The sequence below is a fragment of the uncultured Enterococcus sp. genome, from assembly GCF_913775425.1.
Taxonomy (GTDB): Bacteria; Bacillota; Bacilli; order Lactobacillales; family Enterococcaceae; genus Enterococcus_G.
This window is the reverse complement of sequence record NZ_CAJYIS010000050.1, coordinates 1-23,853: the sequence shown is the minus strand read 5'-3', so window position 1 is coordinate 23,853 and position 23,853 is coordinate 1. Positions and strand designations below refer to the sequence as shown.

The 23,853-nt window shown below is 39.7% G+C and carries 20 protein-coding genes and 1 pseudogene; 2 read left to right on the top strand and 19 right to left on the bottom strand.

Going from position 1 to position 23,853, the window contains the following annotated elements; genetic code table 11:
* The 3 genes from hrcA to QZ413_RS05320 all read right to left on the bottom strand — a co-directional run bounded on the left by hrcA (position 1) and on the right by QZ413_RS05320 (position 3,003).
* Complete coding sequence (gene hrcA, locus QZ413_RS05330; protein WP_297077262.1) at positions 1-1,047, bottom strand: heat-inducible transcriptional repressor HrcA; 1,047 nt, start codon at positions 1,045-1,047, stop codon at positions 1-3.
* 161 nt (positions 1,048-1,208) lie between these two features.
* Positions 1,209-2,366: a radical SAM family heme chaperone HemW gene (hemW, locus tag QZ413_RS05325; protein ID WP_297077260.1), complete on the bottom strand. Its 1,158-nt coding sequence runs from the start codon at positions 2,364-2,366 to the stop codon at positions 1,209-1,211.
* An 88-nt stretch (positions 2,367-2,454) separates the two neighbouring features.
* Positions 2,455-3,003 (bottom strand): hypothetical protein, encoded by a 549-nt coding sequence (locus QZ413_RS05320; protein WP_297077257.1) that lies wholly within the window; start codon positions 3,001-3,003, stop codon positions 2,455-2,457.
* Between the two features lie 374 nt (positions 3,004-3,377).
* On the opposite strand from QZ413_RS05320, the gene QZ413_RS05315 reads away from it, so the two are divergent.
* Positions 3,378-4,289 carry a hypothetical protein gene (locus tag QZ413_RS05315; RefSeq protein WP_297077255.1) on the top strand — a complete coding sequence of 304 codons (912 nt, stop codon included), beginning with the start codon at positions 3,378-3,380 and terminating at the stop codon, positions 4,287-4,289.
* A 117-nt stretch (positions 4,290-4,406) separates the two neighbouring features.
* On the opposite strand, the gene QZ413_RS05310 is transcribed toward QZ413_RS05315, so the two are convergent.
* The 14 genes and pseudogenes from QZ413_RS05310 to QZ413_RS05245 form a co-directional block, all read right to left on the bottom strand.
* Complete coding sequence (locus tag QZ413_RS05310; protein ID WP_297077254.1) at positions 4,407-6,137, bottom strand: ABC transporter permease/substrate binding protein; 1,731 nt, start codon at positions 6,135-6,137, stop codon at positions 4,407-4,409.
* Positions 6,130-7,353 carry a glycine betaine/L-proline ABC transporter ATP-binding protein gene (locus QZ413_RS05305; RefSeq protein ID WP_297077252.1) on the bottom strand — a complete coding sequence of 408 codons (1,224 nt, stop codon included), beginning with the start codon at positions 7,351-7,353 and terminating at the stop codon, positions 6,130-6,132. The genes QZ413_RS05310 and QZ413_RS05305 overlap by 8 nt, the downstream gene beginning before the upstream one ends.
* 142 nt (positions 7,354-7,495) lie before the next feature.
* Positions 7,496-8,140, bottom strand: a complete 645-nt coding sequence (locus tag QZ413_RS05300) for a GntR family transcriptional regulator (RefSeq protein WP_297077250.1) — start codon at positions 8,138-8,140, stop codon at positions 7,496-7,498.
* Positions 8,141-8,152: 12 nt separating this feature from the next.
* A complete protein-coding gene (gene ribF / locus QZ413_RS05295; RefSeq protein ID WP_297077248.1) occupies positions 8,153-9,094 on the bottom strand; it encodes a riboflavin biosynthesis protein RibF in 942 nt (313 codons plus the stop codon).
* Positions 9,095-9,103: 9 nt separating this feature from the next.
* Positions 9,104-10,024 (bottom strand): tRNA pseudouridine(55) synthase TruB, encoded by a 921-nt coding sequence (truB, locus tag QZ413_RS05290; protein ID WP_297077246.1) that lies wholly within the window; start codon positions 10,022-10,024, stop codon positions 9,104-9,106.
* A gap of 101 nt (positions 10,025-10,125) precedes the next feature.
* On the bottom strand, positions 10,126-10,473 hold the full coding sequence (rbfA, locus tag QZ413_RS05285) for a 30S ribosome-binding factor RbfA (RefSeq protein WP_297077245.1): 348 nt from the start codon (positions 10,471-10,473) through the stop codon (positions 10,126-10,128).
* Positions 10,474-10,486: 13 nt separating this feature from the next.
* A pseudogene (gene infB / locus QZ413_RS05280) lies at positions 10,487-12,685 on the bottom strand (translation initiation factor IF-2); the annotation flags it as partial.
* Positions 12,686-12,816: 131 nt separating this feature from the next.
* The gene (locus QZ413_RS05275) at positions 12,817-13,125 is read right to left on the bottom strand and encodes a YlxQ-related RNA-binding protein (protein WP_297077244.1); all 309 of its coding nucleotides are present in this window, start codon (positions 13,123-13,125) and stop codon (positions 12,817-12,819) included.
* Complete coding sequence (locus tag QZ413_RS05270; protein WP_297077242.1) at positions 13,118-13,414, bottom strand: RNase P modulator RnpM; 297 nt, start codon at positions 13,412-13,414, stop codon at positions 13,118-13,120. The genes QZ413_RS05275 and QZ413_RS05270 overlap by 8 nt, the downstream gene beginning before the upstream one ends.
* Positions 13,415-13,432: 18 nt before the next feature.
* The gene (gene nusA / locus QZ413_RS05265; protein WP_297077241.1) at positions 13,433-14,623 is read right to left on the bottom strand and encodes a transcription termination factor NusA; all 1,191 of its coding nucleotides are present in this window, start codon (positions 14,621-14,623) and stop codon (positions 13,433-13,435) included.
* Positions 14,624-14,644: 21 nt separating this feature from the next.
* Complete coding sequence (gene rimP, locus QZ413_RS05260; RefSeq protein WP_297077239.1) at positions 14,645-15,118, bottom strand: ribosome maturation factor RimP; 474 nt, start codon at positions 15,116-15,118, stop codon at positions 14,645-14,647.
* Between the two features lie 154 nt (positions 15,119-15,272).
* Entirely contained in the window at positions 15,273-17,216 is a 1,944-nt protein-coding gene (gene thrS / locus QZ413_RS05255; protein WP_297077237.1) for a threonine--tRNA ligase, read from the bottom strand.
* A 310-nt stretch (positions 17,217-17,526) separates the two neighbouring features.
* Positions 17,527-17,703: a 2-hydroxymuconate tautomerase gene (locus QZ413_RS05250; RefSeq protein WP_297077235.1), complete on the bottom strand. Its 177-nt coding sequence runs from the start codon at positions 17,701-17,703 to the stop codon at positions 17,527-17,529.
* A gap of 22 nt (positions 17,704-17,725) precedes the next feature.
* Positions 17,726-18,922, bottom strand: a complete 1,197-nt coding sequence (locus tag QZ413_RS05245; RefSeq protein WP_297077233.1) for a peptidoglycan bridge formation glycyltransferase FemA/FemB family protein — start codon at positions 18,920-18,922, stop codon at positions 17,726-17,728.
* 177 nt (positions 18,923-19,099) lie between these two features.
* Here QZ413_RS05245 and helD point away from each other — a divergent pair, with 177 nt between their 5' ends.
* A complete protein-coding gene (gene helD, locus QZ413_RS05240) occupies positions 19,100-21,355 on the top strand; it encodes an RNA polymerase recycling motor HelD (RefSeq protein ID WP_297077231.1) in 2,256 nt (751 codons plus the stop codon).
* Positions 21,356-21,437: 82 nt separating this feature from the next.
* On the opposite strand, the gene QZ413_RS05235 is transcribed toward helD, so the two are convergent.
* Entirely contained in the window at positions 21,438-21,812 is a 375-nt protein-coding gene (locus tag QZ413_RS05235) for a hypothetical protein (RefSeq protein ID WP_297077229.1), read from the bottom strand.
* Between the two features lie 13 nt (positions 21,813-21,825).
* Positions 21,826-23,853, bottom strand: a 2,028-nt coding sequence (locus QZ413_RS05230; RefSeq protein WP_297077227.1) for a GBS Bsp-like repeat-containing protein, incomplete at its 5' end; no start/stop codon positions are given.

Sequence of the window (23,853 nt, the reverse complement as noted above, 5' to 3'; positions counted from 1 at the left end):
CTATAGATGATAGACATGGTCTAATCCGTTATAATAATTGGCTAATGTCGTGGATAGCTCATCTTTGAATAGATCCATTAAGCTATACATTTGCGCATAAGGCATATTCGCCGGGCCTAGTAAGGCAATGGTTCCTAAGCCATGGTTTTTAATTTCATAGTTTGCTTGAATGATACTCATATTTTCTAGTAGATCCACACCGATCTCTTTTCCAATTTTGACTTGGATCGAGTCGTTTCTAGAAGCAAACAATTGACCGAGCGCTTCAGAATCTTTCATAAAATCATACAATTGTTTCACTGTCGTGCCACTTTGATTCGTTTCGAAATTCAATACATTCATCCGTCCACTAACGAATACCTTATCTTCAAACGCTTGACTGAGTAGATGATAAAACACATCTAAAATCCCTTCCGTCGATTGAAAATAGCGATTCATAATCATGGGAATCTCGGTTCGTAAACGATGGTATACCGTTAACAATGACTCATTGAGTAGACGCTCATTTACTATTGAAGCAATCGTTTCTAAATCTTCAAGCTTCATCGTATCCGGAATTGTAAATACGCTACTTTGTACGTTATTTTTATCCGTTACAATAATCGTCACTACTTGTCTTTGATTTAACGGAATCATCCGAAACCCGGTCAGCTTGCGATCACTCATCTCCGGACCAAGTGCTAGTGCAGTATAATTTGTCATCTGGGATAATAATAGCGCAGATTGACGAATGATCTCATTGATTTCATGAAATTCTTTTGCAAAAGCATGTTTGATCATGACTGTCTCTTCTTTAGAGATCGTTTTTGGAACCAATAAATGGTCCACATAATAACGATACCCTTCTAATGAAGGAACACGTCCTGAAGAAGAATGGGTCTTTAATACTAACCCTTTTGCTTCTAATGTTTTCATCTCGTTTCGAATCGTAGCCGAACTCGCTTCAATTCCAGATTCCATCAATGTTTTCGAACCAACTGGCTGTTCATCGCTAGTATAGTTCTGGATGATAAGACGTAGAATCTCTTCTTGTCTATTGGTCAACATTTTCATCACCCCTTGTTAGCACTCGATATACTTAAGTGCTAATACAAGTATAAATATATCATATTCTAGATAATTGTCAAGAATTTCACTCACATTTTTAGCACTCTTTTACATCAAGTGCTAAAAACCGCTAGAGTCCAATTGCTCTAGCGGTTTCGTAACTATTTATCCAATAAAAAACGCTCAAATACTTCATTTCCTACAAACATTCCTGCTTTCGTTAAAGCAATTGCTTCTTTTGTTTCGATCAACCATCCTTTAGCAATCAGTTCATCTAAAACTGGTCGATACAACGCGTCGATCGTTGTCGAAAATTTCGTTTCAAAGTGTGCTTTTGACACACCCGTTTGTTTCCGCAACCCTAAAAAGAGTTCTTCTTCGATTTGATTGACTCTAGCAATCGGTTCTTGTTCCATAATGGGGAGAGTTTGTTCGCGTAATGGGTTGAGATAATGCTGGATCGGACCAAAATTACGATAACGAGTCTGATCGACATACCCGCTAGCACCTGCACCAAACCCAAAGTATTCCTCATTGTTCCAATACACTAAATTATGCTTGGATTCAAAGCCAGGTTTTGCAAAATTACTGATTTCATATTGGTGATACCCTGATTTTTCCATTGCTTCAATCGTTTGCTCAAACATCGCCACTTCGACTTCTTGACTAGGTAGTTCCATTCGCCCTTGGCGGACCCAATTCATAAACATCGTTTTATTTTCTAAAATTAATGAATACAAGGAATAATGAGGCAAGTCAAAGGCTAACGCTTGCGCTAAGGTATCCGAAAATCCTTCAAGCGTTTGACCAGGTAAAGCATAGATCAAATCGATACTGATATTGTGGAATCCTTCTTTATCAAGCAAGGCTAACGTATCGTAAACATCTTGCGCGGAATGTTTACGCCCAATTTTTTTTAGCAAACGGTCGTCAAATGTTTGCACCCCCATCGACAGACGATCGATGCCATAATTTTTCATGACTTGTAGTTTTCCTTTTGTCAAATCACCAGGATTTGCTTCAATCGTAAATTCTTTAACCGTCTCCATCGGAAAGCGCGACACGACTCCAGAAAGTAAGGCATCGAGCTGCGCTTCATTTAGAGAAGTCGGTGTGCCGCCTCCGATATAGATCGTAGGAGATGCGGTGATCGGTTGTTTGGCTAACGTCAATGAGATCTCATCTAATAAACGTGTCACATATTCGTCGACTGGTTGTCCTTCTAAAAATACTTTATTAAAATCACAATAAAAGCAGATATGTTCACAAAATGGGATGTGAATATAAGCGGATCGTTGCAATTGTGTTGGTTGATTCATGATTATCAAATTCCTCTTCATTCTTTTGGTCTTTGGTTAGTGTACCACAAAACCATCACGATCCACACTGTTTAAAAGTCTGAATGTATTATCTTTCTTTTAGGGTAATGATTTGCTCCGCTAGAATATCCTCTTGACTGATTTGCTTTTTGGCCTTTTCAGGATCTTTTTTTACAGCCTCGATCGTCTGCTCTTGGTCAGAAAAAATAAAGACCCCTACAGCACCATTTTTTGATTGAGTATAAGGGACAAAAGCACAAAAGGTCTTGTCAAAAGACCTACTGCTTCCGTAAGCATCCATCTCTCCATATTTAGTGTCGGATACAGACATCTTGACTTCAGATATTGCCTTCCCTTCTTTTTGCGCTGTACTAAATGTGACAGTATAGGTTATAGTGGAAGGTACTTGACTATTTTTTGTCGACATTTCCTCTGCACTTGTATTCGTTCGTAAATCCTTGCTTTCAATCTCGATATATTCGTCTTCTTTTTGCGTGATCGTATAGATCATTTGGTCTTTTTCTTTTGTTACAGTAAATTCTGGTTCTGTCTTTGTACTCGTCTTCACGATAAACAATCCAATCCCGATCAATACAACGAGCCCTACTATACTATACCCAATATACCTCATTTTCATAAAACTCACTCCCTTACCTAAAATTTGAATACACTCATCTTTATTTCATTTTAATTTAATTTAAGAGATTCTTCAACATGAAACCGAAATGTCAGAACACTACTTTCACTCGTGCGCTAAATTTAATTTTACTATCAAAATCGTGATTTCATTTCTGAGCGAGTTCGAAAAAAATACATAACTTTTATAGCACAATCATTTGTCTACTCATTTAACTGCTATGCACTAATCGCTTTACAAAAATCTAAACACAAAAAGTAAGTTCACTTTTGACCTCCTATTCTATATACTTGTAAATAAGAGATCGTTTGGGATGGATAACATACTATTTTCTTTAAATGATCTTATTTTTGAATAAGAAAGAAGGAAAAAACATGAAAAAAAGTGTATTGATTGGGTTTTGTGCGACAATTTTACTCGCAGTTAGTGCCTCAGCATTGACTACCACTACCGTTTATGCAGAAAGTCAACCACCTGTAATGACCGAAAAAAATACGGTTATAAGTACATGGGGTACAGCAAAAGTAACCTTTGATACCAAAACAGGTACTTTGCGTGTTGAAAACGGTGTGATCTATGATGCTGCCACACTTTCAGAAGTTGAAAAGAATTCAGAATTTGTAGACGCCTCTCAAAAAATTGCTCGTAAAGAAGTGAAACATCTTTTGTTTGGAGAAAATGTTTCTATTAAAAATAGCGAATCTGCTTGGCAATTAGATGGAACTGCAACATCGCTTGCACAATTTAAAGAAGAATTTACCCATTTTGATCAATTGACGTTCATTTTGGGTGAGCTAGGCAATCCAAATTTGCCATATCCAGCACCGTTCGCTCACGGAGTTATTCAGGATGTTTATCGTGCGTATAACCCAAACTCTGGAGATCATCTTTATACAATGTCTAAAGATGAATTTAATTATGTTGTCGATAAAGGGTGGAAAAATGAAGCTGTAGCATATGCAGGATACGACTGGTCAACTGTACCGATTTATCGTATTTATAATCCAAATTCTGGTGAGCATATGTTTACGACGAGCCAAGATGAATATTTTGCACTATATGAAGCGACTTGGATTCCAGAAGGAATTTCATTCGGTGCAGCAGAACAAACAATGAATACACAAGCCGTATACCGTGCCTTTAATCCGAATGCTAAAGGACCGGGAAGCCATTTATTTACTAAAAATGCCTCTGAGATCCAGCATTTAGTCAATCTTGGTTGGAAAAATGAAGGGACAGCTTATTTTGTTCCTACCGGGGCAGATATGTTGGAAAATACAAAATAAAACTAGAATGAGCACGGCAAATGAATAGCTTATTCTATAATAATTTTTACCATGTAAAGTCACTCTACAAAGAGCAAAACAAAAAAAGAAGCCATCCTTAGATGACTTCTTTTTTGTTTATTTAGTCCATTCGTCGACTTTATCTTGATTTTTTTCAATCCAGTTTTGTGCTGCTTTTTCAGGTGATGTACCATTAGAAATTTCAAGCATTACAGATTCAACATCATCTGTTGTCCAGTTAAAGTTGTCTAATACTTCGTTTACTTCTGGCATATCGTCTTTAAAGCCTTCACGAGTCATGGTATGGATGCTTTCTGCTCCACCCATTGTCTCTTTTGGATCTTCAAGATATTTCAAGTCATATTTTGCAAACATCCAATGTGGTGACCAACCTGTGATCACGATCGGTTGTTTATTTTGGTACGCTTGATCTAACGCAACCATCATCGCACCTGATGAAGAAGTCGAAACTTTCCAATCGGCTAAGTTTGGATAAGACTCTTGTGTTTTTTCAGCTGCAGCGACTGCACCTGAACCAGGTTCGATCCCAACGATTTCTTTGTTGGCTTGGTCTTTTAGGTCTTCGATTGAATTTACGTCCATATAAGATGGCACAACTAATCCAACTTTAGCCCCTTCAAGGTTCGGTCCTAAATCGACCAATTGATCTTTATACTTTTCATATTGTGGTTTATGTGTACTTGGTAACCAAGCAGATAACATCGCATCTGACTGACCAGTTGCCACAGATTGCCACATGATCGCATTATCTAAAGGGGTTAAGTTTACCGTGTAGCCCATTTGTTTCAAGACTTCACCGACAACATTTGTTGACGCAACTTCAGTATCCCACTCCACATAAGCTAAGTTTACCGTACCTTTTGCTCCAGCTTGATTGTCTTTACCATTAAAGAAAGCACCACTTACGATTGATACTACGATAGCAGCAAGTGCTACGACTGTTACAATACGAGAAGTTTTCTTGCTAACCGCTTTTTCTTTTTGGTGATTTGGTTTATTGATCAATTGTGTGAAACGGTCGATAATAATCGCTAAGATTACTAAGGCTAACCCGTTTACAAAACCATTTCCGACTTGCGCATGTTGTAAGGCAGATAATACTCCACGACCTAGACCAGGAGCTCCGATCATTGACGCGATCACGACCATTGACAATGCAAGCATTGTTGTTTGGTTGATCCCAGCTAAAATCGTACTTTTTGCTAATGGCAATTCTAATTTGAATAGACGTTGACGTCCGGTACTACCAAATGAATCCGATGCTTCAACCAATTCTTTTGGAATTTGACGAATCCCTAAGTTCGTAAAACGAACAGTTGGTGGTAAAGCAAAGATTACAGAGGCAAATACCCCAGGAACCATCCCGATACCAAAGAAGGCAACGGCTGGAATCAAGTAAACGAAACCAGGCATGGTTTGCATGAAGTCAAGGATCGGTTGGATCACTTTTTCTGCACGATCACTTTTAGCCATCCAGATCCCTAATGGTACCCCGATGATGATCGACACTAAACTGGAAACGATCACTAACGTCACGGTATTCATCAAGTCGCCCCACAAGTTTTGATTGTAGATGTATAGCAATCCAATAAAACTAAACGCAGCTAATCCCCATTTACGACCAGAAATCATAAAGGCTGCGACAGTCATCACGACAATAAACAATAACGGATTAATCAATGTTAATACGTTGGTAATAAAGTTCATTCCGGCAGTTCCGCCATCTTGAACGATTTGGAATAACCCAGAAAACGTACTGGTTATCCAGCTTGATGCACTTTCAACCCAATCTGCAACTGGAATCGATTGTTGTAAAAAATTATCCATTTAACATTTCCTCCTCAATGATTGATTCTTCGATAGGTCCTTCTGTATCAGCCAAAGCTTCAATCACACTACCGCGAATCACAACTCCCATTAATTTTTCATTGTCATCGACAACAGCTAATGGAGTTGGAGAATCATAAATCAAGTTGAAAATGTCCGTGACTAATGTATCTGCATGGACTTTTTTCACGTTTTTATCGATTACTTCTTTTAATGGTAAATTATTTTTACGAGCGTCACGAGCAGATTCTGCCGTTAAACTTCCTTTTAATTTACGCTGTTTGTCGATTGCAAGTAACATACTTACTTCTTCTTTACGCATACGTGTTAACGCAACGTTTGGTCCATCGATTTCGATGTTTGTGGTAATCGCAGGAACCATAATGTTTTGCGCCGTCAAGACTTTCGAGCGATCCACATCTTCTACGAATTCGCGGACAAAGTCATTGGCTGGGTTTGTTAAGATTTCCTCACCCGTACCGATCTGCATGATTTGACCATCTTTCATCAAGGCGATGCGATCCCCAATACGTAATGCTTCATTTAAATCATGAGTGATGAAGATGATTGTTTTTTGAACTTTTGTTTGTAGTTCCAATAACTCATCTTGCATTTCACGACGGATCAACGGGTCAAGCGCTGAAAAGGCTTCATCCATCAATAAGATTTCAGGGTCATTTGCTAGTGCACGGGCTAGACCCACACGTTGTTGCATCCCACCAGATAATTGATTTGGATATTGATCTTTAAATGAGATCAAACTAGAATTTTCTAAAGCTTGTTCCGCTTTTTGTGTTCGTTCTTCTTTTGGTACACCACGAACTTCCAAGCCATATTCCGTATTTTCTAAAATCGTACGGTGTGGGAATAATCCAAAGTTTTGGAATACCATGTTGATTTTGTGACGACGGATCTCGCGTAATTCTTCTTTATTCATTTTTGCGATATCTTCACCATCGATATAGATATCTCCATAAGAAGGATCGATCAGACGGTTGATCAAGCGAACAAGTGTTGATTTCCCACTACCAGATAGACCCATAATTACGAAGATTTCCCCTTCATTCACTTCGAAATTCGCGTCATAAACCCCAACGGTCGCACCGGTTTTTTCTAAGATTTCATTTTTCGATTTATTTTGTTTTACTAATTCTAACGCCTGTTGTTGACGTTTCCCAAAGATTTTTGTTAAATGTTCCACCCGAACTTTTACCAAAAATATCACTCTCCTATTTCTGATTTAAATATTAAAAAAATATCAAACTGACCATACTAGATTAACATCGTGTGGTCAGTTTGTCAAAAAATTGAACCGAAACTTTTCATGAAAAAAAGTTCCGGCTCAATGTAAGCTGATATTAACGGGTTTCATTCGCATAAAAAAAGTTAGATACACGTTGGTAGACGACTTCACTTCCAACAAAAAACACTCGATTGCCAACACTTAGTTTCGCGTATGGCCCTGGAGAAATAATTGTTTCCGTATCTGTTTGAATGGCAATAATCGTTCCACCTGTTTGATGCCAAAAGTTTAAATCTTTGATACTCACTTCTAAGTTACGTGCTTCACTCGTCAAAAAAATCTCATATGGTACAAAAGGCAATTGATCGTGAACTTGCTTCATTTGACGCACCAAGTCATTTAACAACTGATATTGCCGTTCAGCTTCTTCTTTAGATCGCTGGATACTTTCTTTCATATCTTCACGAATCATTTGAATGGTCTGGATCCCCTTATATTGCTCGACAAAATCATGTGCTTTCTCTTTTGATGATACAAATGCACCACTTCCATGTTTGACGTCCATAATTTGTAGATCCACTAACACATTGATCGCTTTGCGTGCCGTTTCTGGTGAAACATTAAAATGCGTCGCAAGTGTCGAGCGTGCATGGATTTTTTCCCCAATATGGTAACGGCCTTCCACAATACGTTCCGCGATTTCAATCGCAACTTGTTGATATTTCGGTAAGCCCGTCGTTGTTTTTGTTTTTTCGCCCAAATAACCCCTCCTTTATTTGTCAGTAAAGTAAGCACGACTATTTTTTTCATCTAATTGTAGCTGCGTGATCAAAGCGTCCACTGAAGGATAGGCTTCTTGATCACGTAGGTAAGCCAACCAACGTACTTCAACATGTTCGCCGTAAATATCTTCGTGAAAGTCAAAAATATTTACTTCCACTGTAATGGGTCGATTTTTTTCAAAGGTATCATTTCGACCAATAGACCCCATTGAAGGATACCACGTTTCACCGATCAAAATCTCGGTTACGTAAACCCCTTCTTTTGGTAAACGCACTGTCGATTTGGTTTGGATATTGGCAGTCGGAAACCCTAATAAACGTCCTCTAGCATCTCCATGAACGACCAACCCTTCTGTTACGTATTCATACCCTAACATTGTATTCACTTCCTCCATTTCTCCTGCAGCTAACGCTTGACGGACGCGCGTCGAGCTGACCTTTTCACCTGTTAGCGTCTTTTTAGGTACCGTAATGACCTCAAAACGTTCCTTGGCATATAACGGTAAATGCTCCATCGCCGCGATTTCTTTGGGTCCATACGTATAATCAAACCCCGCAACGACGACTTTCGCTTGCCAATTGACGATATATTGATCGACAAATGCTTGCGGAGATAGACTAGCAAATCCTGAAGTAAAATCGACAACAAATAAGTAATCCACGCCTTGTTGCGCCATCAAGTTTGCTTTTTGTTTCACTGTTGTTAAATACTTCATCGAATGTGGCGCGATTTTTTTAAATACGATCGATGGATGTTGATTAAACGTCATCACAGCTAATTTAATGCCTAATTCGTCTGCCTTTTTACGCCCTGTTTCAATCACTTTTTGATGTCCTTTGTGTACCCCGTCAAAAAAACCCAATACCAAAACCATGGGTTCATTCGGTAGTTGTTCTTGATGATAGGGATGTCTAATCTCAATTACTTGCATACTGTCTCCTTAATCGTTTCGAAATACTTTTAGCGGTTTTAAAACCGTCGTCTTCTCATCATAGCGATAGTATAAACTTACAACGTTTTCTTGATAAAACAAAGCAATCGGCTCACTTGGAACATGTTGAAGGCCAAAAACAGTATAGTCTAAACGCATTCCATTTTTGACTTGTTGGTATAAACGATCGCTAATATCGACTCGATCAAATTTTTTCACACCATACTCGATCGGCAAAATAAAGTCTTCTAAGCGATTTTCTTCTTTTGCTTCTTGAACTTGACTTAACGTCAATGCCTGTGCTTTTGTAAATCCACCACTTTGCGTCCGAACAAGATCTGACATATGCGCTGGATAGCCTAATGCTTTGCCTAGATCAACAGCTAAAGTGCGAACATAGGTCCCTTTGCCACACGCTACTTTAAAGTACCATGACTGTGTTTGTGTTTCTTGATCGAACACTGGCTCTGTTGTGCGTTCAAAAGAAGTGATCACAGCTTTTCTGATTGGACGCTCAACTTCTTCGTTATTGCGCGCGTACTCGTAAAGTTTACGACCGTTGACTTTGACCGCTGAATACATCGGAGGAATCTGTGTGATCTCTCCTACCATACTTGCCATTTTTTCATCGATCTCGATCGTTGTAAGTGGCGCAAGTACCGCTTTTTGCTCCACTACTTCCCCTGATTTATCTTCAGTTGTCGTACTAAAACCTAGCGTGATCTCTCCTTCGTAAACTTTACCCGAGTCGGTCAAAAATTCGATCACTTTGGTTCCTTTACCGATGCAAATCGGTAAAATGCCTTCTACATCAGGATCAAGTGTTCCGCCGTGTCCAACTTTTTTTGTTTGCAAGATCTTTCTTAATTTAAATACACAATCGTGGCTCGTCATGCCACGCTCTTTCCATAACGGTAAGATACCATCCATGGTTTACACCTCTCTTTTTTTAACTGCTTTATTATAGCATATCCATCTATCAAGTTTGATCATAAAAAAAGAGTATCGACCGTGGTCGATACTCTACTTGTTTACTCTTTGTTTAAATCGCGTAACAACTGATCGATTTTTGTTCCATATTGAACTGATTGATCAATCTCAAAAACAAGTTCTGGTGTTTTATATAACGTGAGTGCGTGTCCGAGTTCACGACGGATCAGACCAGAAGATTTTTCCAATCCTTTTTGCGCCTTTTCACGATCAGAAGCCAAGTCAGATAAAATACTGTAATAAATGGTCGCTTGTTGCAAATCACCTGTAACGTGAACATCTGTAATGGTCACATCTTGTACACGTGGGTCACGCACTTTTTTACGTAAGATTTGATTGACTTCTTTTAAAATTTCTTGTGCCACTCGACGGTCTCTATAGTTTGCCATAGTATCCCTCCTATTAGTCGGCTTTGATTTCTTCCATTACAAAGCCTTCAATGATGTCATCCACTTTAAGGTCATTGAATTTTTCAACCATTGCTCCACATTCATACCCCATGCGGACTTCTTTGGCATCATCTTTGAAGCGTTTCAAGCTTTCTAATTTACCTTCGTAAATCACGATTCCTTCACGGATCACACGTACGCCACTGTCGCGACGGATAAAGCCTTCTGTAACGTAAGCTCCAGCAATCGTTCCGACTTTCGAAACTTTATACGTTTCACGAACGATCATTTGACCAGTGATTTTTTCTTCGAATTCAGGATCAAGCATTCCTTTCATCGCTGTTTCGATTTCTTCGATTGCTTTATAAATGATACGGTGCAAGCGAATATCGACTTCTTCTGCTTCTGCTTGTTGTCTTGCTTGAGGTGTTGGACGAACGTTAAATCCGATGATGATCGCATTACTTGCTGCAGCAAGCGTTACGTCACTTTCATTGATTGCGCCAACTGCTGAATGGACGATTTTCACACGTACGCCTTCAACATCGATTTTTTGCAATGAAGCAGCTACCGCTTCTGCTGAACCTTGCACGTCTGCTTTGACGATGACGTTAACATCTTTTAACTCGCCTTCTTTAAGACTAGCAAATAAGTTTTCTAATGTTACACGGCTGCTACTTGCACGTTGTTCTAACAACGCACGTTTGGCACGCTCTTCACCAGCGGCACGAGCTGATTTTTCATCATCAAAGACTACAAAACGATCGCCTGCTTGAGGTACATCATTTAATCCTGTAATCTCAACTGGTGTTGCTGGTCCTGCTGCTTTATCGCGACGACCCAAGTCATTGGTCATCACACGTACACGACCAAAGGTATTTCCAACTACGATTGGATCTCCCACGCGTAATGTCCCTTGTTGGACAAGTAACGTCGATACTGGACCTTTTCCTTTATCTAAACGAGCTTCGATTACTGTACCGATCGCATTTTGAGTTGGATCCGCTTCTAAATCTTCCACTTCAGCAACTAAAAGGATCATTTCTAGTAATTCTTCAATGTTTTGACCGAATTTCGCTGAGATTTCAACAAAGATCGTATCGCCACCCCAAGCTTCAGGAATCAATTGGTGTTCACTTAATTCTTGCATCACGTGTTGTGGGTTCGCACCTGGTTTATCGATTTTATTTACTGCTACGATGATTGGCACACCGGCAGCTTTCGCATGGTTGATCGCTTCAACTGTTTGTGGCATTACCCCATCATCTGCTGCAACGACTAAAATCGTGATATCTGTGATACTTGCTCCACGCGCACGCATACTTGTAAAGGCCGCATGTCCTGGTGTGTCTAAGAATGTGATTGGCTTGCCGTGGATATCGATTTGATACGCTCCGATATGTTGCGTGATTCCACCAGCTTCACCACTTGTCACACGTGAGTTACGCAATGTATCTAGTAATGTTGTTTTCCCATGGTCAACGTGTCCCATGATCGTAACAACTGGCGGGCGAGCCACTAGATTTTCTTTTTTCACTTCTTCTGGTTCAAAGAATTTGTCGATATCGGCAATATCCACTTGTACTTTTTCTTGTGGTTCCATACCGTAGTCGGTTGCTAATAATTCGATCGTGTCTTTATCTAATGGTTGATTTTGATTGACCATGACACCCATCATAAAGAGTTTTTTAATGATTTCAGCTGGCTCACGGTGAATTTTTTTCGCAATATCCGCAACATTCATTCCTTCTGTATATTCTAATACATCTGGTAATTCACGGAATTTACGTGCTGGTACAGCTGGTTTTTTCTCTTGATTATGATTTGGACGGCCTTTTTTCCCTTTTTTATTGAAACGATTACGGTTGTTGCCGTAGTTGTTGTTGCGTCCACGATTATTGTTATTGCCACCGCCTGATGTATTGCGGTTTTGCGTGTTTCCACCATTGCTGTTACGATTTTGGGTAGTTCCAGTCGTATTCGAACGGTTTTGTGTTGTATTTCCACTGGTTGTATTGCTGCGTTGCGCAGTATTGCCAGTCGTGTTATTACGGTTTTGTGTATTATTGTTACGGTTTTGTGTATTATTGTTACGGTTTTGCGTATTGTTATTACGATTTGCATTATTTCCTGCTGGACGCGTAGTATTGCTGCGATTTGCTGCAGGCTTCGTATTTTTTTGGTTAGATTGGTTCGTTTGATTAGATTGAGTCATCTAGTTTTAGTACTTCCTTAATGAGTATTCCGATTTTAGAGGCTATTGCCTCTCTTGCCAGATTCGTGGTTTATCTTCGATCGGTACCTTGTTTAAAGGATGAGTCCGTACTTCACCCCGTAGCTAGGCTACATTTCTTCTAAGAGCAATTCTTTAATGCGACGGGCAAACCCTTGGTCTACCACGCCTACGACCATTCGTGGCTTGCCGATTGACTGAACGATTTCTTCAGACGTAAAGGTATCCAGTACTGTCACATGATAGAATGCACCTTTATCTTTGATTTTTTTTTGCGTATTTTGGCTAGCATCTGATGCAACAAAAACTAATGGTACGTTTTGTTGACGAATCTCTCGTAACACGAGTTCTTCACCACTTACGATTTTCCCTGCTCTCATGGCTAAGCCTAACATATTTTTCGCTTTTTGTTTATTCATTTGCAAAAAGTTCCTGACGTGCTTTTTGATGTGCTACATAATCCACTAATTCTTGATAGAATTCGTCAGAAAGTGTCGTTTCAAACACTCGATCTAAGATTTTTTTGTCCCAAGCTAATTGGGCTTCTTTAGGATCGATGGCAATATATGCTCCTCTGCCAGGCATACGACCAGATGGATCGATCGCAACGTCTCCTTCTTTCGACCGTGTGATACGCAAGAGTTCTTTTTTAGGAAACATTTCGTTCGATACGACCGATTTTCTTAATGGAATTTTACGTTTTTTCATGAAAAATCCCTCCCTTGTTTACTCTTCGATTAGTTCATCTGAAACTTCTTCAACCAATGTTTCTTCGACTAATTGTTGGTCTTCTTCTACTGCCGCAGCTAAATCATCGCTGACGATTTCTTCTTCAATAAGCGCTTCTTCTTTACTTGCTTGTTCTTTTTGTTCATAAAGAGCAGCCATATCTGATTCTGATTTGATGTCGATTTTAAATCCAGTCAATTTTGCAGCTAATCGTGCGTTTTGACCGCGTTTTCCAATCGCTAATGACAATTGGTAATCTGGAACGACTACTGTACACGCTTTTGGATTAGTTTGATCAAAAATCACATCGGAAACTTCTGCAGGATTTAAAGCATTGGCAATAAAGACAGCTGGATCTTCATTCCATTCAACAATATCCATATTCTCGCCTTTTAATTCATTGACTAAGGCTTGAACACGTTGGCCTTTTGGTCCTACACATGTTCCAACTGGATCGATATTTTCATCATGTGAACGCACAGCGATTTTCGAACGATCTCCTGCTTCACGAGCAATGCTTACGATCTCAACGATACCATCATACACTTCTGGCACTTCTTGTTCGAATAAGCGACGTAATAAATCTGGATGGCTACGACTTACAAAAACTTGTGGTCCTTTTGACGTATTTTCAACACGTGATACGTAAACTTTAATTCGATCATGTGGTTGATAAAATTCGTTGGCCATTTGGTCTTGTTTTGATAAAACAGCTTCGATCTTCCCTAAATTCACGTAGATGTAACGGCTATCTTGACGTTCAACGACCCCTTGCATAATGTCTTTTTCGTAAGCGCTAAATTCATTATAGATAATTGAACGTTCTGCTTCACGAACACGTTGTAAGATCACTTGTTTTGCCGTTTGGGCTGCAATTCGACCAAAATCTTTAGGAGTAACTTCAAAGCGGATCTTATCCGCAATTTCATAAGCAGGATTGATCAACATCGCATCTTTTAACGAAACTTCTAATTGCGAATCCATTACTTCTTCAGTGACTTCTTTAACTGCAAATACATGGATATTGCCTTTTTTGCGGTCAAATTCTACCTCAACGTTTTGCGCTTGGCCATAATGACGTTTATATGCAGAAATCAATGCCGCTTCTAAAGCTTCGATTACGACTTCTTTTGATACTCCTTTTTCTGCTTCTAACGCATCTAGTGCGTTTAACATTTCTTTACTCATGATTAATTATATCCTCCGTTATTAAAATTGGATCGCTAAACGCGCTTTCGCGATGTTTTTGCGCTCAAACACGACTGTTTTTTCTCTTGTTTTGATACGATACGTCAATGTCAATGTTTCTGCCGTGACTTCGTTTAAAATACCTTCATATTGTTTTTGTCCATCGATTGCTTGATACAGTGAAATATGGATAAATGATCCCACCGCTTTTTCAAAATCTTTTTCCTTCTTCAACGGACGCTCAGCACCTGGCGAAGAGATTTCTAAAAAATAAGCTTGAGGGATTGGATCAGGATCCATAGCATCTAATTTTTCACTGACTTGTTCACTGACATACGCACATTCTTCAATATCGATGCCGCCTTCTTTGTCAATAAAAATACGTAAGAACCAGCTTTTTCCTTCTTTGACAAATTCTACTTCTACCAACTCGAACTGTTTTTCTTCTAAAATTGGCAGTACTACTTCGGTTACAGTTTCCACAACTGAACTCAACTACGATCGCCTCCTTAAACATGAACCAGAGCTTGTTTCCATTAAAAAGAGTGAGGGATAAAAACCCCTCACTCAGCTCAAGTATCATTACACTTGTAGTATATCACTTTTTCGTTTAAAACTCAACTGTTGCGCGCGTTTCTCTTAAGTCAACTTAATCTAAAACACGACTATAGTTGTTCACGTCTGCTAATAGTGCAGCAACAAATTCATCTACGCTCAACACACTTGTTTCTTTGCTACCGTAACGACGGATATTCACACTGTGATCTTGTGATTCTTGATCGCCTACTACCAATTGATATGGGATCTTTTGCGTTTGAGCGCCACGGATCTTATATCCCATTTTTTCATTACGCGAATCGACTTCTACACGAATGCCGACTTCTTGTAATTTTTGTTTCAATTCAAAGGCATATTCGCTATGCGCTTCTACTGAAACTGGAATGATCATCGCTTGCACTGGTGCTAACCATGTTGGGAAAGCCCCTTTATATACTTCAGTCAGATACGCTACAAAACGTTCCATTGTCGATACGATCCCGCGATGGATCACGACTGGACGATGATTGTTTTCACCATCTTCACCGACATAAGTTAGATCAAAACGTTCTGGTAACAAGAAGTCTAACTGGATCGTTGATAATGTTTCTTCCATTCCTAGAGCCGTTTTTACCTGTACGTCTAATTTGGGACCATAAAAGGCAGCTTCACCTTCTGCTTCAAAATAGTCTAAACCAGATTCGTCCATCGCGGCTTTCAGCATCGTTTGGGCGTTGACCCACATTTGATCATCATCGAAATATTTTTCAGTATTTTCTGGATCGCGATAGCTTAAACGGAAGCGGTAGTCGGTAATGCCAAAATCTTTATAAACAGCTAACATGATATCTAGTGTCCGTTTAAATTCATCTTTGATTTGATCTGGACGAACAAAAGTATGTCCATCATTTAAGGTCATCTCACGCACCCGTTGTAATCCCGATAGTGCTCCTGATTTTTCGTAGCGGTGCATCATTCCAAGTTCTGCAATTCTTATCGGCAATTCTCGGTAAGAATGGATATCGTTTTTATAGACCATCATGTGATGCGGACAGTTCATCGGACGAAGCACTAGCATTTCGCCATCGCCCATATCCATTGGTGGGAACATATCTTCATGGTAGTGATCCCAGTGACCAGAAGTCTTATACAAATTGACATCCGCCATAATCGGTGTATACACATGTTGATAGCCTAAGCTGATTTCTTTATCTACGATGTAGCGTTCGATTGTACGGCGAATCGTTGCCCCTTTTGGCAGCCAGAACGGTAATCCTGATCCAACTTCTTGTGAGATCATGAAAAGATCTAGTTCTTTTCCTAATTTACGGTGATCACGTTCTTTGGCTTCTTCACGCATCCGGATAAATTCTTTTAATTCTTTTTTATCAAAAAAGGCGGTTCCGTATACCCGTTGCATCATGTGATTATTCGAATTTCCGCGCCAGTAAGCTCCTGCTACTGAGAGCAGTTTCACTACTTGGATACGTCCAGTTGATGGCACGTGTGGCCCACGGCAAAGGTCGACGAATTCGCCTTGCTCATACGCTGTAATCACTTCATCTTCTGGTAACTCATTGATCAATTCTTCTTTATACGGGTCTCCTGCAAACAAGTCTAGAGCTTCTTGTTTTGTTAAGACACGTCGAGTGATCGGTAGATTTTCTTTGACGATTTTAGCCATTTCGGTTTCGATCGCAGTTAGATCTTCAGCAGTAATCGGATGCTCTCCATTGTCGGTATCATAGTAAAATCCTGAATCGATCGCAGGACCTACGCCAAAATGGATCGATGGGTATAATCGGCGCATCGCTTGTGCCATTAAATGCGCAGAAGAGTGACGGATCAAACCAAGTGCATCTTCGTGATCAGGTGTAACGATTTCGATTTTACCACCTGTTGTGATTGGTAAATCTAAATCAATCAATTGCCCGTCTAATTTTCCTGCTAAAGCTTTTTTTGCTAAACTTTTTGAAATACTTTCTGCGATTTCTTTTGTTGTAATGCCAGATTCAAACGATTTTACAGCGCCGTCTGGAAAGATAATTTCAATCATGTGAATTCCTCCTTAAGATAGTGATTGATCAGGACACAAAAAAAGTCCTAATAGCTTGGTTCGCTATTAGGACGAAAGTCATCGTGGTTCCACCTAAATTCAAATACAGTACACTGTATTCCTCAATGCGTTAACGGTGCATGCCGCCCTTGTTTCAACAAGGGTTTCGAAAGTGGTCAGCCTTTGGTTTTCTCCTAAGAGTGTTTCAGCCTAGCACTCTCTCTCTAATCGAAGACTCTCAAATTTTGTTGTCTTTCTCATCAATCAATTATGGTATCATTTAACCACTATTTTTTTGAAAATGCAAGCATTATTTCCATTCTCCATTGACCCCATACGTGCCTTTTTTCATTTCATTGATAATAATATGGATATGTTCTTTTGGCGCACCAGTATTTTTATGAACAGCTTCCGTTACGTCTTTCATCATGTTTTCTAAGGCTTCTGGTGTGCGTCCTTCAACTAGTTCGATATGGACAAATGGCATGGTTCATTCCTACTTTCTCAAGTTATTTTTGGGTTCGTTTTTCATAAGCTTTCTTAATGATACCATAAACCAAGCGGTTGGTCGTCGGTAAATCAAACTCACCGCTATATTCATGGATCTCTGGGTGAAAATTCTTTTTGAATCCAATCAAGCCATCATTTAAATGACCATCAATTCCACCTAAATTACAGTAATGATAATCTTTGCTCGCTTCTTGCATCGATTGAAACCACGTTAGATAGGCTGGCATATAATGTTTAAAGGTCTCATCCATCCCAGCGTATAACAACTCACTCGTCTGACCATACGGGATACTCAACGTACCGCTGATGAATCGTTCCTCTGAACCATGTTCGGCGATTTCTTCAACTAGCCGTGCAGCCTCTTTTTCTAAACTCATTTGCGTTTCCAATAATTTCGTCCGTTTTTTCGTTTGGTGTTCTGCTAATGTTGCAAGTGCTTCTGTCGTTTCATTTAAGGCTTTTTGCACCTCTAACTGTCGCGCTCCTAAATTGATCGTTCCAAGCATCAAAAAACTTTCTGGATACGTTTCTAATAGACGTTTGAAATACGCTTTCCCACGCAAAGAAATCCCTTGACGCTTGGCTGTTTTTTCCATCAATTCTGAAAAAACATCGATTTTTTCCACACCAAAGCGTGCGACCGTAACACCACGCTTTTGCGCAGTCTTTACGCCTTGGCGACCTTTTTTCGTTAATGACGCTAGCGAGAAATCCGTTAGATCGACTACCGCTTGAAAGCGCGGTTGGATCGTATCATGTAAATTTAAAGTCAATGGCCCTTGCTCAAATCCTGCATCGACTAAAGAGTTAGCGATCGCTTCATTTAAAATCGCAGTATCTGGTTTCTCAAGATAGAATTTACGTCGCAAAAGCGGCGGATCCATTTTCACGAATACCGCTTTTTCTGCTTTAGCAATACGCTTTAATTCACGAACAAACGGCTTGATCGTCTCTTTATTGTATTCCATGATCGGTCCTTTAGGGATATAGAGCATCGAACGACCTAAAGGGAGGTTTCGTTTTAAAATCAGTACCGTTCCAGACAACTGGTCATCTAGAAAGATCCCTAGATGAAGGCTTCCCCATCCCGATTTAATCTCACTCCATTGATACGATTGCAAAACGGTAGCCATCGGATTGCCCTCATTAAATTGATCATATAAGCGTTGATCTAATGGTTTTAATTCATATTTCACGTGACATATCCCTCATTTTTCTTCATTCTATCGACAATGTTAGAAGTACTTTTTAGGAAAGTCAACCTTTATCTAAATCCAAAAGAAAAAATTTATGGGATTCTTTGAATTGTTTTCATGAACCTTTTCCCAAAACTATGCTATACTTTTAAGGCACCATTTTAAGGAGGTTTCAAAATGACTGAACGTAAATATGAACAACAGCATTTAAGCGAAACGATCAAGACGATCACATTAGAAAATCAAGTCTTGACTAAACAAAAGACCGCATTAGAACAAACGCTACAAAGCGGCGTGAAAGAACTGACTGAAAATAAGATCAATACTGGAAATGAAGAAGCGTTTTACGAATCGGTATTGGTCTATCAAGAATATGAAAAAGACTTGCAATTAAAATACCGTAGCGCAGATATGATCGACAAACGTTTGCACACGTTAGCGACAATGAAAAATAGCCCTTACTTCGCACGCATCGACTTTACTGAAGGCCAAGAAGCTGCCGAGACCTTGTATTTAGGGATCGCCTCATTACGTGACACTACAGAAGAACCAGTGATTGTCGACTGGCGCGCTCCGATTGCCAATCTCTACTATGAAGGAGAATTAGGGACGACATTTTACGAAACTGATCAAGATCGTTTTGAAGTTGAATTATTACTAAAACGTCAATTTAAGATCCAACAAGGCGATTTGGTCTCAATGGTCGATACATCAGAAATCATTAACGATGAATTTTTACTAGACATCTTAGATGAAGCTTCTTCTTCAAAAATGAAAAATATCGTTTCGACGATCCAAAAAAGTCAAAATGAAATTATTCGAGACACCTCGCATAAAAACGTCTTGATTGAAGGGATCGCCGGCAGTGGAAAGACATCGGCTTTACTACAGCGCGTCGCTTTTTTACTGTATCATCACCGAAAATGGTTGCATGACGAGCAAGTGTTATTGTTCTCACCAAACCATTTATTCTCTGATTATATCGCGATGGTTTTACCTTCATTAGGTGAAAGTGAAGTACCTACCCGAACGTTTAAAACATTTTTACACGAACTTTTACCACACTATCAATTACTTGAAGAAGACGATGCAGAACATGCTTTTTTAGAAGGAACCATCAATCCGATCGAACAAATCAAAAATGGATTAAGTGTGATCCAAGAAATCCCGCGTTATATCCGTTCGATCACTGCAGTCGGTCCACTTTTTCGTGATTTAAAAATCAAAGGAAAAACCTATATCACGAAAAAGCAATTACGGACATGGTATCAAGAAACCAATGACCTCTTGCCCTTGTATCAACGAACGCAATTGTTGCAAGCAAAAGTTTTAAAAAAACTTGCTGGTCTAGAACGTGATGAGATGAAAGAAAAGTGGCTACAAGACGCAGCAGAAGAAAAAATGACGGAGATTTTCGAGTCTGATCCTAATCGCGAATACACTGAAGCCAAAGAACGTGCCTTACGTAAACAAGTGCGACAAGCGATCGCAAAACGTAAATTCCGTTCCATGCGTCGCGGGATTGAAGCATTCCAATTTATCAATCAACCCAAACAATATGTACACTTTTTGCAAACGAACGGTGCTAAAATTTGTCAACATTATTCATTAGATGAAATGATTTGGTCAGAACATTTGACGACACTTAAACAACAATTCCGTCAAAAAGCCTTGTATTCAGAAGATATTCTGTTGTTATTCTTACTGACAAAACAACTCTATCCGGTTTATGTTGAACAAAAAGCTCGTTTCATTTTTATCGATGAAATGCAAGATTTCCCACCAGCACAAGTGGCTTTGTTAAAACAACTGTATCCTGATGCCCATATTACATTATGTGGAGATCTAAACCAAAAGGTATTCGGAAATGATACAATCGTTTCTGAGCTAGATCATTTATTTGTCGACCAAGAAGTCAAACGGTACCAATTAACGACAAGTTATCGTTCGACTGAAGAAATCACAGCGTTTGCCAATGGACTCTTATCGCAAGAAGAAACCGTCCAATTGACAGCACGTAATGGTGAAAAACCGATGATTCTCACTCGGACAGCCACGCAACAAATCGCTGAACTTTCACGTTTACTCAAACAAGGTACACCGGCTCATTGGCGCACTGCAATCATTTGCAAAACGACCAAAGAATGCCAAGAGATCTATGCTGCTTTATCGCTAGCAGAACAAGAACAAGTCCAATTGATCGATACCGACGAAACGTTCATGAAAAAATCGATTATTTTGATTCCATGTTTCCTAGCTAAAGGATTAGAGTTTGATCGCGTTATCGGCATGCCGATTTCAACAAATTTCGCAACGGATCAAGATCGTTTCGTACTGTATACATTAGCGACACGTGCGATGCACGAGTTGATTTTATTAACAGATGGTACTTCACCATTACTTGGATCTTTAGACCCTCACACTTATCAATAACAAAAAAAAAGCATCCTAAAGCGATACTGACTGCAAAGAGTTAACGTTTTTGCAGTCGGCATCAAAATAGGATGCTTCTTTTTTACTGTACTTTAGTTTGGATATATTTGATTACATCGATTCCTTCTGACTTCGCTTCAGCCGCGTATTGAAGCAACTGGTCATCGGTCAATTCACGTGAATTGATCCCTGCTTCATATAGTGATCGACGAATTTGCGAAACAGGTTGATCTGGCTCTACTTTGCGTACATCTGAAACATCGGTACTAGTAATGACTTGTTCTTCGCTCATAACTAACTCCTCACTCGATTCTGATATTTCGGTAACAGCAGTTTCCACCACAGCTGACGAAGTTTTAGATGTATCCGTAACAGTCGAGGATTGATGTTGACGACACGCGCCTAAAAGCAAGACACAGCTACTCATCATCCCGATAAAGACAAACTTGTTTTTCATCGATAGCTCCTTTTTATTTGATAGCAAAAAATGGTCGTCCTGCTGCCCAGTCAATATAATCTTGTGAAGGAACACTCCACAAATGACTCGTCGACACTTGCCCTTTATAGAATTTTTGCCCATAAGGATCATAGATCGTTGTTTTTCCATTTGCATACCCATGCGCGACGATCGCATGTCCAATACCCACATCGACATACATAATCACGGGGTATCCTTTAGCTAAATGATTATTTAGATCCGCTAAACTATTCATCACGACAGCTTGTCGCCCATATGAACGCATCCCTTGTATTAAATCTGGTCCTGATGCACCAAAATATTTTTGGTTGAATCCACCATAGCTATAAATTCGATTCGCGGTATCGACTGGAGTCACATTTATTCCGTAACTTCCTTTCAACACCATCGCCATACTTGATGGAACACATCCTGAAGGACCTAAAGTCGACATCCCATATCGACGATTTTTCCAACGAGGATCTAGTTGTGAGTAATAATAAGGCTTTTGCTTGTTACGAACTGCTACTTCATCTTGTTCAAGTGTATAACTCGTCGTAGCTAATCCGACTAATTTGCCATTGACGACACCATAAACATGGGTAGTATACACACCTCCATGTCGGTAGTCCAAACTATCGACTACAACTGAATAAGCGCCATTACTTTCTTTTTTTCCTTCGAGCCATTTGATATCGTCTTGACCGTTGGCGTTACTCCAAGTTGGGAATTTCACGCTTGAAACGTTCCCACCATTTGGATTAGCAATGGTGATTCTCATTTGCGTTTTGCTGATTGGCGTGACAGCCAACGCATTTTTAGCCGGTGCAGTTAGTGTATAACTTGTCGTAGCTAATCCGACTAATTTGCCATTAACGACGCCATAAATGTGAGTATTAAACAGACCAGAGTGACGATATTCCGCACTATTGACGACTACAGAATAAGCTCCATTGCTTTCTTTAGTCCCTTCGAGCCATTTGATATCGTCTTGACCGTGGGTATTGCTCCAAGTTGGGAACTTCACACCTGAAACGTTCCCACCGTTTGGATTTGTGATCGTGATCTTCATTTGTGTTTTACTGATTGGTGTTTTGACGATCGTATTGCTAGCTGGTGCCGCTAGTGTATACTGACTAGTACCTAATCCGACTAGCTTCCCGTTGACGACGCCATAGATGTGAGTATTAAACAGACCAGAATGACGATATTCCGCACTATTGACGACTACAGAATAAGCTCCATTACTTTCTTTAGTCCCTTCGAGCCATTTGATATCGTCTTGACCGTTGGTATTGCTCCAAGTCGGGAACTTCACACCTGAAACATTTCCACCGTTTGGATTTGTAATCGTAATCTTCATTTGTGTCTGACTGATTGGTGTTTTGACGATCGTATTGCTAGTTGGTGCCGCTAATGTATACTGACTAGTACCTAATCCAACTAATTTGCCATTAACGACGCCATAAATGTGAGTATTAAACAGACCAGAATGACGATATTCTGCACTATTGACGACTACAGAATAAGCTCCATTGCTTTCTTTAGTCCCTTCAAGCCATTTAATATCGTCTTGACCGTTGGTATTGCTCCAAGTTGGAAACTTCACACCTGAAACATTCCCACCGTTTGGATTTGCAATCGTAATCTTCATTTGTGTCTGACTGATTTCTTGTGTCGTAACTTGATTGACAAGCGGCGTTAAGCTTCTTGCTTTTTCTTGCGTTGCTTCAGTTTCAGTAGATTCAATCGTACTAGAAAGACTTGAAGATGATGTAGTTGTGTCATGTTCTGATGTAGAAGTAGTCGTGTTCATCTCACTTGAAGTCTCATTTGAAGATTGCGTATCGCTGACTGGGGTCGTAATGATTGGCTTAATCGTCCATTGACGATTTGCCGTTAGTTCATTTGTCAGCACGACTTGATTATCATTGATTTCCAGATATCCACCGATTGTTGAATAGAGTGCATATGTACCATCTGAGGCGAATTGAAACTGCCATTTTTGCGCTTCCCCAACAACATCATGTGTCGTAGTGAG

What these genes read in the sequence shown, in the direction of transcription:
- nusA (WP_297077241.1), bottom strand. Translation starts at nt 14,623, where the DNA reads ATGAGTAAAGAAATGTTAAACGCACTAGATGCGTTAGAAGCAGAAAAA.
- QZ413_RS05310 (WP_297077254.1), bottom strand. Translation starts at nt 6,137, where the DNA reads ATGGATAATTTTTTACAACAATCGATTCCAGTTGCAGATTGGGTTGAA.
- QZ413_RS05320 (WP_297077257.1), bottom strand. Translation starts at nt 3,003, where the DNA reads ATGAAAATGAGGTATATTGGGTATAGTATAGTAGGGCTCGTTGTATTG.
- helD (WP_297077231.1), top strand. Translation starts at nt 19,100, where the DNA reads ATGACTGAACGTAAATATGAACAACAGCATTTAAGCGAAACGATCAAG.
- hrcA (WP_297077262.1), bottom strand. Translation starts at nt 1,047, where the DNA reads ATGTTGACCAATAGACAAGAAGAGATTCTACGTCTTATCATCCAGAAC.
- truB (WP_297077246.1), bottom strand. Translation starts at nt 10,024, where the DNA reads ATGGATGGTATCTTACCGTTATGGAAAGAGCGTGGCATGACGAGCCAC.
- QZ413_RS05250 (WP_297077235.1), bottom strand. Translation starts at nt 17,703, where the DNA reads ATGCCATTTGTCCATATCGAACTAGTTGAAGGACGCACACCAGAAGCC.
- rbfA (WP_297077245.1), bottom strand. Translation starts at nt 10,473, where the DNA reads ATGGCAAACTATAGAGACCGTCGAGTGGCACAAGAAATTTTAAAAGAA.
- QZ413_RS05270 (WP_297077242.1), bottom strand. Translation starts at nt 13,414, where the DNA reads ATGAAAAAACGTAAAATTCCATTAAGAAAATCGGTCGTATCGAACGAA.
- thrS (WP_297077237.1), bottom strand. Translation starts at nt 17,216, where the DNA reads ATGATTGAAATTATCTTTCCAGACGGCGCTGTAAAATCGTTTGAATCT.
- QZ413_RS05275 (WP_297077244.1), bottom strand. Translation starts at nt 13,125, where the DNA reads ATGAATAAACAAAAAGCGAAAAATATGTTAGGCTTAGCCATGAGAGCA.
- QZ413_RS05235 (WP_297077229.1), bottom strand. Translation starts at nt 21,812, where the DNA reads ATGAAAAACAAGTTTGTCTTTATCGGGATGATGAGTAGCTGTGTCTTG.
- hemW (WP_297077260.1), bottom strand. Translation starts at nt 2,366, where the DNA reads ATGAATCAACCAACACAATTGCAACGATCCGCTTATATTCACATCCCA.
- QZ413_RS05315 (WP_297077255.1), top strand. Translation starts at nt 3,378, where the DNA reads ATGAAAAAAAGTGTATTGATTGGGTTTTGTGCGACAATTTTACTCGCA.
- ribF (WP_297077248.1), bottom strand. Translation starts at nt 9,094, where the DNA reads ATGCAAGTAATTGAGATTAGACATCCCTATCATCAAGAACAACTACCG.